Source organism: Aquamicrobium terrae (assembly GCF_052978165.1).
On sequence record NZ_JBRKLZ010000001.1, the window covers coordinates 520,016 to 535,953 of the forward strand.

Sequence of the window (15,938 nt, forward strand, 5' to 3'; positions counted from 1 at the left end):
ACACCGATCAACCGCCGCCGCCTACCTTTACGCTGGTCCAGAGCATTGGGCCTCAGCCAAAGATCTCGCCGGCAACGATCAGCCACAGCGACGTGGTGACGACCGCCGCCAGCGTGGAAAGCGTCATCTGGTTGGAGGCCAGGCCCTGCCCGTTGCCGAACTGAGTGGCGATGAGGTAGGAATTGACGCCGGCCGGCAGCGACGCCGCCACCACCACGACCTTGGCGGTCAGCGGCGGCAGGCCGAGCCCCCAGGCGAACAGCAGCGCGAAGGCCGGCATCAGCACCAGCTTGACGGCGGAAAGCACCATGGCCGGGCGCACATTGCCGGAAATGCCGAAGGCGGCCAGCCCCGCTCCCATGGAAAACAGCGCCACCGGCCCGGCAACATCGGCCAGCACGTCCACCAGCCTTGCCGCGACGGAGGGCAGTTGCAGGCCGGTGGCACGCCAGACCAGCCCCGCCAGAATGCCGACGATCAGCGGATTGGCGAACACCTTGCCGAGGAAATTGACCAGGATGCGCGCCGGGTGCACCTCGCCGTCGGTGCTGGCGAAGCTCTCGAACAGGATGATCGAGGCCATCATCATGATCGGCAGATGCACCGAGATCAGCAGAGAGAGCACGTCGACGCCCGGCTGGCCGAAAACGCCGAGCAGGAGCGGGATGCCGAGCAGCACCAGGTTCGAGAAGGACGACGACACGCCGCCCACCACGCCGGCACGTGCATCCCGGCCCAGCCAGCGCGTGACCAGCAAATGGCCGGCCACCCAGCTCAGCGCAATGGCGCTGAAATAGGCGGCCCACAGCGACCAGGGCGCGGCCCCGTGAAAATCGACTTTTGACAGCGTGCGGAACAGCAGCACCGGCATGGCCACGCCGACCGCGAACTGGCCGAGCACTTCGCCGGCGCCGGCCTTCAGATAGCCGCTCACCGCGGCGATATAGCCGAGCGCCACGAGGCCGAACACGAAAAGGATGGTTTCGATCAGGGACGACATGGAGTTCCAGGACCAGCGCGTGGCATCATGCAAAAGTGGTCCCTTGCCGCAACCGCAAGGTGCCGGTCAACGAATAGTTGATTCGCCGGCGAAACCGGCCCGCTTGTTTTTCAGAGGGCTTTGGCATCCCTATATGCCTCGAATCGAAATAGGAACGCTCATGCTCCGGTCCTTCGCCGCCTTGCTGCTCCTGCTGCTGGTTCTGCCCGCCCACGCCACGGATGCGGGCTGGGCGGCGCTGCGCGAGGGCGGGCATGTCGTGCTCCTGCGGCACGCCATGATCAGCGGCACCACCGAGCCGGCCACTTTCGACATCGAGAAATGCAACACGCAGCGCAACCTGTCGGATCGCGGCCGGCAGCAGGCGCGCAAGATCGGTGCCCTGTTCGGCGCGCGGGCCGCCCCCGTCGAGCGCATCCAGTCGAGCCGCTATTGCCGTTGCCTGGAAACGGCCCGCCTCGCCTTCGGCAATCAGCCGGACCCGTTTCCCGCCCTCGACCCGCTGAGCGACGATCCTGCCGACCGTGACCGCCAGCGCGGGGAAATCCTCGAGGAAATCCGTACCTATTCCGGCTCGGACCTGCTGGTTCTCGTCACTCATCTGGAAAACATACAGGACCTCACCGGCGTATCGCCCCGCGAGGGCGAGGCGGTGATCGTCGCCCCGCAAGGCGATGGCGTGCGGGTGCTGGGCCGCGTGGTGTTCTGAATTTGGCGGGCTGTCCTCACGCCTCCACGGCGACGAATTTCAACACACCAACGACGCCCGATCCGCTGCGCTTGCCGTCCGAGGGATGGTTGATGCCATCCGCCACCAGGACTTCCTCGAAGTCGAAGGGACTTACGCCTTCGAGGCAAGCGGCGTTGACGCCATATTCATTCGGGTTGGAGCGCCTCTGGTGATGGGTATAGATGCCACAGACCGAGCAGAAATAGTGCTTCGCCGTGCCGGTGTTGAACTGGTAGAGCGCCAGCTTCTCCTGTCCCTCCAGAATTTGCAGGTCGCCGAGTTCGGCGGTCACCGCCACCGCGCCGCGCATGCGGCAATAGGAGCAGCTGCAGCGCCGCGCCGAGCGCAGCCCGTCACGCAAGCGCACATGGAACCGAACCGCCCCGCAATGGCAGGCGCCGTTGGCTTCGTTCATATCCGGATCGGGCATCGCAATCTCCTTCATTTGAGCCGCTGCGAGGCTACCATGAAATGCGGTGCATATACGTCGGCAGGGCGCCGCCGCCCGCGCTTGCGGCACATTCGGCCTTTTCCTGCTGGCAAAAACCGATTAGACAGCGCCCAAACGTCTGAATCCAGCATTCGCCGCAGAATCGAAGGAAAATCCCTTGTCCACCACGTTCGATAAAGTCGCCAAGATCATCGCCGACACCAGCGAGATCGACCTTGCCACGATCACGCCCGACAGCCACACCATCGACGATCTCGGCATCGACAGCCTCGACTTCCTCGACATCGTGTTCGCCATCGACAAGGAATTCGGCATCAAGGTTCCGCTGGAGAAGTGGACGCAGGAAGTCAATGACGGCAAGGCTTCCACCGACGAATATTTCGTCATGAAGAACCTCTGCGCCAAGATCGACGGGCTGATCGCCGCCAAGGGCGCCTGAACCCAGAGAGCGGCCCGAAGGATCGGCAACAGCACATGAGCGCCCGCGACGTCGTCATCACCGGCATCGGTCTCGTCTCCTCGCTGGGAGAGGGCACCGATGCGCACTGGCAGAAATTGTCGACGCCCGGCACCCTGCCGGTGCTCGATGCGGAGCGCTTCGCGCCCTACACCATCCACCCGTTGCCTGAAATCGACTGGAGCCTGCAGATCGCCAAGCGCGGCGACCAGCGCCAGATGGAAACCTGGCAGCGCCTCGGCACCTATGTCGCCGGCCTCGCCCTGGCCGATGCCGGCATCAAGGACAATGAGGAACTGTGCGCCACCATGGACATGGTGGTGGCGGCAGGCGGCGGCGAGCGCGACGTGGCGGTCGATTCCGACATTCTGGCCGCTTCCGCGCAGCGCGACGATTTCGACGTGCTGCTCAACGAGAAGCTGACCACGGAGCTGCGCCCCACCCTGTTCCTGGCCCAGCTTTCCAATCTGCTGGCCGGCAACATCTCCATCGTCCACAAGGTCACCGGTTCCTCGCGCACCTTCATGGGCGAGGAAGGCGCCGGCGTTTCGGCCATCGAGACGGCGGCCGCGCGCATCCGCTCCGGCCAGTCCACGCACATGCTGGTCGGCGGCGCCTTCCAGACCGAGCATCCCGACATGCTGCTGGGCTACGAGCTTGCCGGCTACCTGCATCGCGGCGAATGGAAGCCGGTCTGGCAGCGGCAGGGCGCGGAAGGCGGCGGCATCGTCTCCGGTTCCGGCGGCGCGTTCCTCGTCCTGGAAAGCCGCGAACATGCCGAGAAGCGCGGCCAGCGCATTTATGCGACCCTAGGCCCCGTTGCCTCCGGCCGTGCCCGCCGCGGCAGGGACGAACTGGCGGCCGGCATCAATAGGCTGCTCGATACGGTCGACGCCACCGAAACCGGATTGCTTGCCATTTCCGGCGCGTCGGGCGCTCACAAGGCGACCGCGGCCGAAAAGGCCGTACTGGACGCCAGGACCGACATCGCCGCGCGCGCCTTCTCGACGCTGACCGGCCACCTCAAGGAAGCGCAGTTTCCGTTCGCCGTGGCGCTGGCAGCGCTGGCGGTCAGCAACAAGGCCCCCTATCCGCCCTTCGAGGCCGGCGAAAAGGCTTTTGACGGATCGTTGAAATCCGTACTGGCAACCACCATCGGCTATCACCATTTCGAGGGCGCGGCGCTGGTCAGCGCAGCAGATTGAAGCCCGGAGCCCGTGACATGACGAAGTTCAAGGATCATCTCGGCAGGCCCGTCGTCGCCGTCACCGGCATCGGCGTGGTGACCTCGCTCGGCGTCGGCAAGAAGGACAACTGGGAGGCGCTGACCGCCGGCAAGTCCGGCATCCACCCGATCACCCGCTTCCCCGTCGACCAGCTCAACACCCGCATCGCCGGCACCGTGGATTTCCTCGCCTCCAGCTCCAGGGGCGCCAGCGCCCTGACCTATGAGCTGGCCGAGACCGCCGCCGGGGAAGCCGTTGCGGAAGCGGGCCTTGCGATCGACGATTTCGGCGGGCCGCTGTTCCTCGCCTCCCCGCCGGTCGAGCTCGACTGGCACGATCGCCTTGCGCTCTACAAGGGCGGCGAGCGCGAGCCGGCCTCCGACCGCCTGCTGGAGGTCGCGCGAAACCTCAATTCGCTGGAGATGTTCGACTCCTCACAATTCGCCTCCATCGCCGACCGTCTGGCCGACCGTTTCGGCGCGACCGGCCTGCCGATCACGCTGTCGACCGCCTGTGCCTCCGGCGCCACCGCCATCCAGCTCGGCGTCGAGGCGATCCGGCGCAGCGAAGCGCAGCGCGCGCTGGCCATCGGCGCCGACGGTTCGGCCACCGCCGAAGCGCTGATCCGCTTTTCGCTGCTGTCGGCGCTTTCGACCAGCAACGACGTGCCGGAAAAGGCTTCAAAGCCCTTCTCGAAGGACCGCGACGGCTTCGTGCTGGCGGAAGGGTCGGCTGCGCTCGTGCTGGAATCGCTGGAGTCCGCCACCGCCCGCGGCGCGACGGTGCTCGGCATCATCCGCGGTTGCGGCGAGAAGGCCGATGATTTCCACCGCACCCGCTCCAAGCCGGACGGCTCGCCCGCCATCGCGGCAGTGCGCGCGGCCCTGGCCGATGCCGGCCTCGGCGAGGACGGCATCGACTACATCAACGCCCACGGCACCTCGACGCCGGAAAACGACAAGATGGAACACCTGTCGCTGTCGACCGTGTTCGGCGAGCATATGAGCCGCATCCCGATTTCGTCCAACAAGTCGATGATCGGCCACACGCTCTCCGCCGCCGGCGCGATCGAGGCCGCCTTCTCGCTGATGACCATGCGCGAGGGTATCATCCCGCCGACCATCAACTACGACAATCCCGATCCGGCGATTGCGCTCGACGTGGTGCCGAACGTGAAACGCGAGGCCAGGGTGGGCACGGTCCTGTCCAATTCCTTCGGCTTCGGCGGCCAGAACACCTGCCTTGTCATGGCAAGGGAACCTGTCTAATCCCCCTGTAGTGAAACTGAATGCACGAATGGAGCGGCGCCGCCGCCCGTTCCGTTGCCTTTGCTGAAATGGAGCGTCGTTCGATGCGCGCACTGCAACTCATCGAAGATCGCCGTCTGGAGACGGTCGACATCGCCCCGCCGCCCGCCCCCGCACAGGGCGAGGTGACGCTGCGCATCAAGGCCGTCGCTCTCAACCATATCGACGTGTGGGGCTGGCGCGGCATGGCCTTCGCCAAGCGCAAGCTGCCGCTCACCGTCGGCGCCGAGGCTTCCGGCGAAGTGGAAGCGGTCGGCCCCGGCGTGTCGAACCTGCTTCCGGGTCAGCTCGTCTCCATCTATGGCGCGCGCACCTGCGGCCTGTGCCGCGCCTGCCGCGAAAAGCGCGACAATCTGTGCGAGCACGTCTCCGGCGTGCACGGTTTCCATCTCGACGGCTTCGCGCAGGAAAAGATCAACCTGCCCGCCCGTCTGCTGGTCCCTGCCCCGCCCGGCGTGGATGCCATAGGTGCCGCCGTCGCGCCCGTCACCTTCGGCACGGTCGAGCATATGCTGTTCGACAATGCGAAGCTCGAGCCCGGCGAGACGATCCTCGTCCATGCCGGTGGCTCCGGCATCGGCTCGGCCGCCATCCAGCTTGCCAAGAAGATGGGCTGCACGGTCATCACCACGGTCGGCTCGAACGACAAGATCGAGAAGGCCAAGGCGCTGGGTGCCGATCACGTCATCAACTACCGTGAGGACCGCTTCGAGGGCGTCGTGCGCAAGCTGACGAAGAAGAAGGGCGTCGACGTGGTGTTCGAGCATGTCGGCAAGGACACCTGGGCCGGTTCCATGTTGAGCCTGAAGCGCGGCGGCCGCCTCGTCACCTGCGGGTCGACCTCCGGCGTGTCGACCGAAATGAACCTGATGATGCTGTTCCAGCAGCAGTTGAAGCTGCTCGGCTCCTTCGGCTGCCGCATGGAGAACATGGCCGATGCCATGCAGAAGATGGCGGCGGGGCTGGTCCATCCGGTCATCGACACGGCTGTCGATTTCGACGGCATCGACGCGGCGCTGAAGCGCATGGAAGGCCGCGACGTGTTCGGCAAGATCATCCTCAACGTCGGCTGAGGGATTTTTCGCCTTGGCCTCCGGTTCGACCGGCAACTGGCGGCGTGAGCTGAAGTTCCGCACCGCCCTGCGCTTTCGCAAGATGCGTCATTGGCTGGTGGCGAAGCTCGCCATCGGCGTCATGTCGGTGCTGCGCCTGCTGCCGCCGGACAGCGCGCTCAACTTCGCCGACCGCGTCGCCCGCCGCATCGGCCCGCTGACCGGCCGCCATCGGCTGACGCTGGACAATCTGCGCCAGGCCTATCCCGACAAGAGCGAGGCCGAGATCGAGGCCATCGCCCTCGACATGTGGGGCAACATGGCGCGGCTCGGCGCCGAATACATCTTCCTCGACAAGCTGTTCGATCTCGATCCATGGTCGGACAAGCCCGGCCGCATCGAGGTGTCGAAGGAAAGCATCGCGCTGTTCGAGCGCATCGCCGCCGATGACCGCTCGCACATCATCTTCACCGGCCATCTCGGCAATTTCGAGTTGCTGCCGGTCGCGGCGGCGACCTTCGGCATGAAGGTGACGGCGCTGTTTCGCCCGCCCAACAACCCCTACATCGCCGAATATATCCAGTCGATGCGCTCGTCGAACATGGGCGGGCTGCTGCCGTCGCTCAGCGGCGCCTCCTTTGCGTTGGCCTCCATTCTCGACCAGGGCGGCAATGTCGGCGTGCTGGTCGACCAGAAATTCATCAGCGGGCTGGAGACGACCTTCTTCGGCCGCACCTGCCAGACCAACCCGCTGCTCGGCATGCTCGCCCGCCACTATGACTGCGACGTCTACCCGGCGCGCTGCGTGCGCCTGCCGGGCAACCGTTTCCGTCTGGAAATCGAGGAAAAGCTCGACCTGCCGCGCGGGCCGCGCGGCAATGTGGACGTCAAGGCGACCACGCAGCTCGTGACCGATGTCGTCGAGCGCTGGGTGCGCGAGGACCCGGGCCAGTGGATGTGGTTCCACAAGCGTTGGCAGCTCAGCGGTCGCCGCCGCACCATTCGCGGCCGCAACTGACCTGACCGTGACATTCCGTCACGTCACTTCACCTTCTTCGGCAGTGTGTTACACTGCGTGCACGATGCTTGTGAGGGAGGCTTGAATGAGAACGGTTACCGACAAGAACCGCCCCCCGATGCTGTGGACGCCGTGGGGCGAGCAGAAGATCACCCAGCCTGGCGAGAAATTCGCCGCGCTGCGCCGGCTGGCGCTCAGGATACGCAAGGCACGCCAGCCCAAGCCCGTGCGCGAAAAACAACCGGCGACCTGAAGTCCGGATACGGCCTGCCGACGATGTATCGGCAGGCAAGGCCGACACAGGCACGATCCGGCCTTTGATCGCCTCTATTCGCCACCGTAGTAGTTCATCACCGCGTGGCGGGCTTCCGCGAAGAACAGCCAGCGCTCCGCCAGCACTCCCGCCACGAAGGCCAGAAGCGCGCCGGCCGCCACAGCGACATCACCGGCGCCACCCGGCCCCATTGCCGACAAGAGCAGCATCAGCACCGCCGGCACGACCGCCCCTGCGGCCAGCGCGATCTTCCACAGCTTGGCCGCATGTTTGCGGCCGACCCGAAAGCCCATCTCGCGGGTGAGATAGTTTTCGGTCATGTGTGGCTTCTCGAACAGCCGGACGCGACCGAGATAACCAAGGCCGGTTGCGCTTTCCGGTGTCGAGAGGGGCGAAAGTTCCCGCGTGCGTGCGCGCCATTGCGCCTTGACCCACCATGCCACGGCCAGCACGACCAAGGCTGCAAGCGGCAACAGTGGCGAAAGCGCAGCCGAACAGGCGGCGAAGAACGCGCTCGCCACCAGACCGCCGGCAGCCGCGAACAGCACATAGCAGGCCGGCGTCAGGCGCGTGTGCCACGCCTGCACCGATTTGAGCGAAGCATAGATCATCGCCGTGCAGAATACGGTCACGAAGCTCATCGCCGTGCCGAGCAGCCCCGGCAGCCAGTAATAGCGGCCTTCGATCACGGCGAGCCAGGCCGACCATGTGAGCGGCACGAACGTGGCGAGCGCCATCACGCCCTCACGCGACAGCCAGCTCGTTCGCCATTGGCTGAGTGCCCGCCAGGCACGCTGCGGATTGCCGAGGTGCGCGGTGGACGACAGCAAACCGGCCGAAATGAGCGCCAGCGCAAGCACATGGGCGAGCTTCGTCGCGATATTGGCCGGATCGAGCAGGCCGAGGCCGAGCATCGCCGCCAGCCCGTAGCCAAGGCCCGAGAAGGTGGTGAACAGGATGATCGACAGCGCCGGATGCAAATTTCAGATCCTGTCCAGCATCTTGTCCAGCCATCCGAAGAAGCCGGTGGCGTCGCTTGTGTCTTCTTCCAGCATGCCCGCGCTCGCCGAAAGCGGCGTGTGCCGGCGCGGCGGCAGGTACTTGTTGCCCGGTCGCGTGCCCTGTTCCGGCATCAGGTCGATGCCGCCGCGTGCCGCCACCAGCTTCGAGACCTCCGAATGCGGATCGCCGAGATCGCCGAAATGGCGGGCATTGGCCGGGCAGGTGCGCACGCAGGCCGGAGTGCGGTCCCGCTCCTCCAGCGCCTCGTTGTAGATGCGGTCGATGCACAGCGTGCATTTCTTCATCACGCCGGCGGCAAGGTCCATTTCGCGCGCGCCATAGGGACAGGCCCAGGCGCACAGGCCGCAACCGATGCACATGTCCTCGTCCACCAGGACGATGCCGTCATCGGCGCGCTTGTAGGAGGCGCCGGTGGGGCACACGGTCACGCAGGGCGCATTCTCGCAATGCAGGCAGGATTTGGGAAAATGCACGATGCGCGCGTCGCCCGCCTCGGCCACCACGTCGCCTTCCTGCGGAACCACCTCGAACGAATGGACGCGGTTGAGCCAGGCTCCCGAAACGTCGGCTCCATAAGGGTCCTGGTCGGAAAGCGCGGCACCATAGCCGCCGGTGTTCCACTCCTTGCAGTTGACCACGCAGGCATGGCAGCCGACGCAGGTATCGAGATCGATGACGAGGCCGAGCTTTTTCGGGGTGGAGAGAGAGGGCAGGCTGGTCATTTCGATTGCCCCCGCAATCTACCCCTCTCTGGCCTGCCGGCCATCTCCCCTACAAGGGGGGAGAGCAGCCTTCGCGCCGGCTTTCGCCAATCGTCAGCGCCGCAGGAATAACGGAGAGATTGAAGCTGCCGGTCTCCCCCTTTGTAGGGGAGATGGCCGGCAGGCCAGAGAGGGGTAGGACCACATGTCATCCGGCAAGTAAGTGAATTCATTGCGCCCACTCCTGCCCGTAGCGCAGTTCCGTCGGATGCGGTTCCGGCTCGGGTTGCGCGACCGGCGGCAGGTGCGGCTCGCTGACCGGCCCGGCCTCCGCCTTCTCGATGTGCACCCGAAGGTCGTACCACGCCGCCTGCCCGGTAACGGGATCGGAATTGGAAAGCCGCAATCCGTCCTCGCGCGGCGGCAGAAGTTCATGGATCAAGTGATTTAACAGGAAGCCTTTTCTGGCTTCCGGCACATTCCGGTCCAGCGCCCATGTCCCTGCCCGCTTGCCGATGGCGTTCCACGTCCACAGGGTGGACGCGTTCACCGCCTCCATGCGCGCCACCTCGACCTTGATGCGGCCGTGATGCGAACTCACCCACGCCCAGTCGCCATCCTTCAGGCCAAGCTCGTCGCAGATCGGACCCGGCACATAGAGCGGATTGCGCGTATGGATCTGCCGCAGCCATGCATTCATCGAGCCCCATGAATGATACATGGCCGCCGGCCGCTGGGTGACGGCGTGATAGGGATATGCGGAGCGGTCGACCATCGCCTCGCCGAGCGGCCGATACCACACCGGCAGCGGATCGAAGGCCTGCATGATCCGCTCGCGGTGCGTCTCGGGCGCGACCGGCTCGCGCAGCCCTTCGGCCGACAGGCGGAACTTCTGCAAGGCTTCCTGATAGAGCTGGAAAGTCACCGGCTGCGGCGTATCGAAGAAGCCCATGCGCACGGCAAAATCCTGATAGGCCTGGTTCGCGTGCTTGAAGAACTGCGCTTCCATGGGGATATGCGCCGAAAAGAACGAGCCATTCTCGATATAGCGCTCCATTTGCCGGCGGTTCGCCGCGCCCCTGCCCGCTCTTTCGCCGTTGAGGCCCCTGAATCCGGCGAGCGGACCGATGCCCGGCCGCCGCTCATGGCGCACGATATAGTCCGCATAGTCCTTGTAGAGCGCCCTGCCGTGACCATCGGAAAAGCCCGGCAGATTGAGCCGCGCGCCGAGATCGAGCAGCACGGTCTGGAACGCCCGCACGTCGCGGTCCGGTTCCAGAACCGGCCAGCGGATGGCGTCCTGCACCGCATCCGGCTCGGAAATCGGCCGGTCGAGCAGCGAAATGCAGTCGTAGCGTTCCAGATAGGTGGTATCGGGCAGCACGAGGTCGGCATAGGCGACCATCTCCGAGGCATAGGCATCGGCATAGATGATCTTCGGAATGCGGTATTCGCCGGTGGCCTCGTCCTTTTCCTCCAGCATTTTGATGGTGCCGGCCGTGTTCATGGACGAGTTCCACGCCATGTTGGCCATGTACATGAACAGCACATCCACCGGATACGGATCGCCGGCATGGGCATTGGCGATCACCATATGCATCATGCCGTGCGCGGCGATCGGCGCATCCCAGGAGAAAGCCTTGTCGATGCGGGTCGGCCTGCCCTGGGAATCGACCAGCAGATCCTCCGGACCGCGCGGAAAGCCGAGATGCGGGCCAGAAAGCGGCGTGTTGGAGCCGAAATGCTCGGCCTTGCCGTGCGGCGTCGGGTGCGCCGACAGGGGTTTCGGATAAGGCGGCTCGAAGCGGAAGCCGCCGGGGCAATCGATGGCGCCGATCAGCACCTGAAGCATGTGCAGGGCGCGTGTCGTCTGGAAGCCGTTGGAATGGGCCGAAAGGCCGCGCATGGCGTGGAAGGAAACCGGCCGCCCCACATAACCCTGATGGCGCTGGCCGTTCATGTCGGTCCACGGCTGCTCGACGAAGATTTCCTCCTCGAACGCCACGCGGGCGATTTCGGCCGCCAGCCCACGAATGGTCTCGGCCTTCACGCCGGTTTCGGCCGCCACCGCCTCCGGCGCATATTTTTCGTCCAGGTATTTTTCGGCCAGAAGCTGGAACGACGGCACGGCGAAGCGCCCGTCGTCGAGTTGCACACGGCCTGACAGCGCCGCCCGCGCGCCCTTGGTGCCGAGCGGCACGATCTGTTCCGTCACCGTCTCATGCACCAGCGGCTTGCCCTCGCCGTCCCGCGCGAACAGGCCGTGCTCGGCCGTTCCGGGCGCATCGATCACCAGCCAGGTGGCGTTGGTGTAGCGCACCAGGTAGTCGACATCGATCCTGCGCGCCTTCAGCAACTCATGCACGACCGACAGGATCAGCAACCCGTCCGTGCCCGGCCGGATGCCGATCCAGTTGTCGGCCACCGCCGAATAGCCGGTACGGATCGGATTGACCGAGACGAAGCGCGCGCCCCGCTTCTTCAGCTTGGCGATGCCCATCTTGATCGGGTTGGAATCATGGTCCTCGGCCACGCCGAACATGATGAACAGCTTGGTACGCTCCCAGTCCGGAGCACCGAACTCCCAGAACGCCCCGCCGATGGTCATGATGCCGGCTGCCGCCATGTTGACAGAGCAGAAGCCGCCATGGGCGGCATAGTTGGGCGTGCCGAACTGCTGCGCCCAGAAACCGGTCAGCGACTGAGACTGGTCGCGCCCGGTGAAGAAGGCGAGCTTCTTAGGGTCATCCGCGCGCACCGTTCCCAGCCACTCGACCGCAAGCGACAGCGCCTCCTCCCACGAAATCTCCTGGAACTGGCCGGACCCGCGCGGCCCCACCCGCTTCAGCGGCGCCCGCAGCCTTGCCGGCGCATAATGCTGCATGATGCCGGCCGAGCCCTTGGCGCACAGCACGCCCTTGTTCACCGGATGATCGCGATTGCCCTCGATGTAGCGGATCTTGCCGTCCTTGATGTGGACATTGATGCCGCAGCGGCACGCGCACATGTAGCAGGTGGTCTTGCGCACCTCGTCTGCGACCGGCCTTGAAAGCGCGACACGCTCTCTGGGTTTCATCGGCAATGCTCCTCGCCACCAGTGGTAGCCGGGCGCGGCCGGAAAGGGAATGCCGGCCGGCGTTCATCAAAAGCAAAATGAAGCGAAGGCGGTTCGGGTTGCACGATCTCAATTGGTGACGACGATGCGGGTGTTGCCCATGCCGACCTCGCGCACCAGCGCATAGAAGGCCGCCGCATTGGCCGTTTGCAGCCGCACGCAGCCATGCGAGGCCGGGCGACCGAGCTGCTTCACCGCCCCGGTGCCGTGGATGGCATAGCCGCCGTGGTAGAAAACCGAATAGGGCATGGGCGACATGTCGTATTTGCGCGAATGCCACATCCTGTGCATACGCTTGGGCCGCCATGAGCCGCGCGGCGTGACATAGCCCTTGCGCGCGGTCGAAACCTTCCAGCGATAGAGCACGCGCCCATGCTTCCTGACCGTCATGGTCTGGGTGGAGAGGCTCACCCGCGCCTCAAGCACATTGGCAAAACTCTGGACCGGCGAACCCAGTATCATCGCCGCCAGCGCAGCCGTCATGAGCATGGTCTTCTTCATCGATCCAAACCCCTTTGCAGCCCTATGCCAATGCAATCTCCGGATTTTCTTGGCTTGCCAAAGCAGATCATGAATGATCCACGCTATTGATTGACATTTTACTGACGAGAGACGCGGCATTAATGCTTTCTGCCTGGCACGACATACATCTTGCCAAGCAGGCCCGAAGCTTGCTCAACTGGCGCCATGGACAATCGACTCCCCCTGAACGACCGCCTGCTGGAGGCCGTGGAGGCCAGGCGCGAGGAAGTGATCGCGCTGACGGCGGAGCTGATCCGCTTTCCCACCGTCAACCCACCCGGTGAGGCCTACACGCCGTGCGCCGAATTCGTCGGAGATTACCTGAAGCGGCACGGCTTCGAGGTCGAATATATCCGGGGCGAAGGCGCGCCCGGCGACACCGACCGCTACCCCCGTACCAATGTGGTGGCGCGCTTCGACGGGCGCGTGGCCGGCCCCACCGTGCATTTCAACTCGCATATCGACGTGGTCGAGGCTGGCGACGGCTGGACGCTCGATCCCTTCGCCGGTGTCGTGAAGGATGGCCGCGTCTACGGACGCGGCGCCTGCGACATGAAGGGCGGCCTCGCCTCCTCCATCATCGCCGCGCTCGCCTTCATGCAGGTCTATCCGGATTTTCCCGGCGCCATCGAGATTTCGGGCACGGTGGACGAGGAATCGGGTGGCTTCGGAGGCGTCGCCCATCTGGCAAGGCTCGGCTATTTCTCGAAGCCGAAGGTCGATCACGTCATCATCCCCGAGCCGCTCAACAAGGAGCGCATCTGCCTCGGCCATCGCGGCGTGTGGTGGGCCGAGATCGAGACGAAGGGCGAGATCGCGCACGGCTCCATGCCTTTCCTCGGCGACTGCGCCGTGCGCCACATGGGCGCGGTGCTGCAGGCCTTCGAGGACGAGCTTTTCCCGGCGCTGGACGCCAAGCGCACGGCAATGCCGGTGGTGCCGGAGGGCGCACGGCGCTCGACCATGAACATCAACTCCATCCATGGCGGCCAGACCGATGACTTCCGCCCCGGCCTGCCCTCGCCCAACGTGCCGGACCGCTGCCGGCTGACCATCGACCGCCGCTTCCTGCTCGAGGAGAAGATCGACGAGGTCAAGGGCGAGGTCGTGTCGATCCTCGACCGGCTGAAACGCGACCGCAGGAAATTCGACTACGAGATCCGCGACCTGATGGAGGTGCAGCCGACCATGACCGAGCGCGACGCGCCGGTGGTGAAGGCCGTCGCCAAAGGCATCATGGAGATCTTCGACCGCGAGCCGGACTACGTGATCTCACCCGGCACCTACGACCAGAAACATGTCGCCCGCCTCGGCCATCTCTACGATTGCATCGCCTATGGCCCCGGCATCCTCGACCTCGCCCACCGCCCGGACGAATGGGTCGGCATCGACGACATGGTGGACGCGGCCAAGGTGATGGCCATCGGCCTCAACGTGCTGCTGCGCGGCGGGGCGCGGTGACCGCCCCCTCCCGCAATGCACAAGAAGCACGACAAAGGCGATTTACTCTTTAGGCATTCCGCGCTTTGATCCGCCTCGATCGGGAGACAGGGAGCAGGCCGATGAAATCCTGGACATCTTTCCTTGCGGCGGCAGCGATGGCCACGGCGATCAGCCTGCCGGCCCTGGCGGCGCGCACCGATCTCGTCATCGGCATTCCGCTGGAGCCGCCGCATCTCGACCCGACGGCGGGTGCCGCCGCGGCCATCGACGAGGTGCTCTACGCCAACGTATTCGAGGGCCTCACCCGCATCGGCCCCTCTGGAGAGGTGCTGCCGGCGCTTGCCGAAAGCTGGGATATTTCCGGGGACGGCAAGGTCTATACCTTCAAGCTGCGCAGCGGCGTGAAATTCCATGACGGCAGCGATTTCGAGGCTGGGGACGTGAAATTCTCGCTCGACCGCGCCCGCGCCGACGATTCGGTCAACGCCCAGAAGATCCTGTTCGAGGCCATCGACAGCGTCGAAGCCGTCGATCCGGCCACGGTGAAGATCACGCTGAAGCGCCCGCAGGGCGCTTTCCTCTACAATATGGGCTGGGGCGACGCGGTGATAGTGGCGCCGGAATCGGCCGATACCAACAAGGAAAAGCCGGTCGGCACCGGCCCCTTCCGCTTCGACAACTGGGCCAAGGGCGCTTCCATCCGGCTCGCCAAGGCCGACAGCTACTGGGGCGAGCCGGCCTATCTCGACAAGGTCGAGTTCCGCATCGTGCCCGATGCCGCCGCCGCCGTGCCGGCATTGCTCTCGGGCGACGTGCAGGCCTTCCCCTTCTTCCAGCCCGACGGCGTTTCCCAGATCGAGGGCGATCCGCGCTTCAAGATCGAGGTGGGCGCCACCGAAGGCGAGACGCTGCTGTCGATGAACAACAAGAAGGAGCCTTTCGACAAGCTGCAGGTGCGGCAGGCCATCTCCTATGCGCTCGACCGGCAGGCGATCATCGACGGCGCTTCGGCCGGGCTCGGAACGCCCATCGGCTCGCACCAGTCGCCGGCCTCCAAGGCCTATGTCGACCTCACCGGCACCTATCCGCATGACGTCGCCAAGGCCAAGGAGCTGCTGAAGGAGGCAGGCCTCGAAAACGGCTTCAAGACCACGCTGAAACTGCCGCCGCCCTCCTATGCGCGTCTTGGCGGCGAGATCATCGCCTCGCAGCTGCGCGAGATCGGCATCGAGGCCGAGATCATTCCGGTGGAATGGGCGCAATGGCTCGATCAGGTCTTCACCCGCAAGGATTTCGACCTCACCATCGTCTCGCACACCGAGCCGAACGACATCGATATCTATGCGCGCAAGGATTATTACTTCAACTACGACAATCCGGCCTTCGACAAGGTGATCGAGGAGCTGAACCTCACCTCCGACGAGGCCAAGCGCAACGAACTGCTCGGGCAGGCGCAGAAGATCCTCGCCGACGACGCCGTGGTCGGCTTCCTCTACGAACTGCCGAAGGTGGGCGTATGGGACGCGAAACTCGAAGGCTTCTGGAAGGACGCCCCCATTCAGGCCAACGATGTGACCAGGGTGCGGTGGACGGAGTAGCGGGAATGCTTCGCCCGTAAT

At 65.1% G+C, this 15,938-nt stretch carries 15 protein-coding genes; 9 read left to right on the forward strand and 6 right to left on the reverse strand.

All coding sequences use genetic code 11. From position 1 onward, the window contains the following. Positions 1–52: 52 nt before the first annotated feature. A complete protein-coding gene (locus tag ACVCNR_RS02715) occupies positions 53–1,000 on the reverse strand; it encodes an AEC family transporter (RefSeq protein WP_447073749.1) in 948 nt (315 codons plus the stop codon). A 160-nt stretch (positions 1,001–1,160) separates the two neighbouring features. On the opposite strand from ACVCNR_RS02715, the gene ACVCNR_RS02720 reads away from it, so the two are divergent. Beyond that, a complete protein-coding gene (locus ACVCNR_RS02720) occupies positions 1,161–1,709 on the forward strand; it encodes a histidine phosphatase family protein (protein WP_354192200.1) in 549 nt (182 codons plus the stop codon). A gap of 16 nt (positions 1,710–1,725) precedes the next feature. On the opposite strand, the gene ACVCNR_RS02725 is transcribed toward ACVCNR_RS02720, so the two are convergent. Next, positions 1,726–2,160: a GFA family protein gene (locus ACVCNR_RS02725; RefSeq protein WP_447073750.1), complete on the reverse strand. Its 435-nt coding sequence runs from the start codon at positions 2,158–2,160 to the stop codon at positions 1,726–1,728. 178 nt (positions 2,161–2,338) lie between these two features. On the opposite strand from ACVCNR_RS02725, the gene ACVCNR_RS02730 reads away from it, so the two are divergent. The 6 genes from ACVCNR_RS02730 (at position 2,339) to ACVCNR_RS02755 (ending at position 7,494) form a co-directional block, all read left to right on the forward strand. Continuing rightward, entirely contained in the window at positions 2,339–2,620 is a 282-nt protein-coding gene (locus tag ACVCNR_RS02730; RefSeq protein WP_035023736.1) for an acyl carrier protein, read from the forward strand. 35 nt (positions 2,621–2,655) lie between these two features. Next, a complete protein-coding gene (locus ACVCNR_RS02735; protein WP_447073752.1) occupies positions 2,656–3,843 on the forward strand; it encodes a beta-ketoacyl-ACP synthase in 1,188 nt (395 codons plus the stop codon). A gap of 17 nt (positions 3,844–3,860) precedes the next feature. Further along, positions 3,861–5,132 carry a beta-ketoacyl-ACP synthase gene (locus ACVCNR_RS02740; RefSeq protein ID WP_447073753.1) on the forward strand — a complete coding sequence of 424 codons (1,272 nt, stop codon included), beginning with the start codon at positions 3,861–3,863 and terminating at the stop codon, positions 5,130–5,132. A gap of 83 nt (positions 5,133–5,215) precedes the next feature. Next, a complete protein-coding gene (locus ACVCNR_RS02745) occupies positions 5,216–6,244 on the forward strand; it encodes a zinc-binding dehydrogenase (RefSeq protein ID WP_354192195.1) in 1,029 nt (342 codons plus the stop codon). A 13-nt stretch (positions 6,245–6,257) separates the two neighbouring features. Then, positions 6,258–7,241: a lipid A biosynthesis lauroyl acyltransferase gene (locus tag ACVCNR_RS02750; RefSeq protein WP_447073754.1), complete on the forward strand. Its 984-nt coding sequence runs from the start codon at positions 6,258–6,260 to the stop codon at positions 7,239–7,241. An 85-nt stretch (positions 7,242–7,326) separates the two neighbouring features. Further along, positions 7,327–7,494, forward strand: a complete 168-nt coding sequence (locus ACVCNR_RS02755; RefSeq protein ID WP_447073755.1) for a hypothetical protein — start codon at positions 7,327–7,329, stop codon at positions 7,492–7,494. Between the two features lie 74 nt (positions 7,495–7,568). Here the strand turns inward: ACVCNR_RS02755 and ACVCNR_RS02760 are convergent, their stop codons facing one another. From ACVCNR_RS02760 to ACVCNR_RS02775, 4 genes are all read right to left on the reverse strand, one after another. Then, positions 7,569–8,495, reverse strand: coding sequence for a dimethyl sulfoxide reductase anchor subunit family protein (locus ACVCNR_RS02760; protein WP_447073756.1), 927 nt, complete (start codon positions 8,493–8,495; stop codon positions 7,569–7,571). A gap of 3 nt (positions 8,496–8,498) precedes the next feature. Further along, positions 8,499–9,260, reverse strand: coding sequence for a 4Fe-4S dicluster domain-containing protein (locus tag ACVCNR_RS02765; protein WP_447073757.1), 762 nt, complete (start codon positions 9,258–9,260; stop codon positions 8,499–8,501). Positions 9,261–9,468: 208 nt separating this feature from the next. Further along, a complete protein-coding gene (locus tag ACVCNR_RS02770) occupies positions 9,469–12,315 on the reverse strand; it encodes a molybdopterin oxidoreductase family protein (RefSeq protein ID WP_447073758.1) in 2,847 nt (948 codons plus the stop codon). 108 nt (positions 12,316–12,423) lie between these two features. Then, on the reverse strand, positions 12,424–12,855 hold the full coding sequence (locus tag ACVCNR_RS02775; protein ID WP_447073759.1) for a L,D-transpeptidase: 432 nt from the start codon (positions 12,853–12,855) through the stop codon (positions 12,424–12,426). Positions 12,856–13,059: 204 nt separating this feature from the next. Between ACVCNR_RS02775 and ACVCNR_RS02780 the strand changes: the two genes are divergently transcribed. Together ACVCNR_RS02780 and ACVCNR_RS02785 are read left to right on the forward strand one after the other, a co-directional pair. Next, positions 13,060–14,337, forward strand: a complete 1,278-nt coding sequence (locus ACVCNR_RS02780) for an acetylornithine deacetylase/succinyl-diaminopimelate desuccinylase family protein (RefSeq protein WP_447075624.1) — start codon at positions 13,060–13,062, stop codon at positions 14,335–14,337. A 101-nt stretch (positions 14,338–14,438) separates the two neighbouring features. Beyond that, entirely contained in the window at positions 14,439–15,917 is a 1,479-nt protein-coding gene (locus ACVCNR_RS02785) for an ABC transporter substrate-binding protein (RefSeq protein WP_447073760.1), read from the forward strand. Positions 15,918–15,938 lie beyond the last annotated feature (21 nt).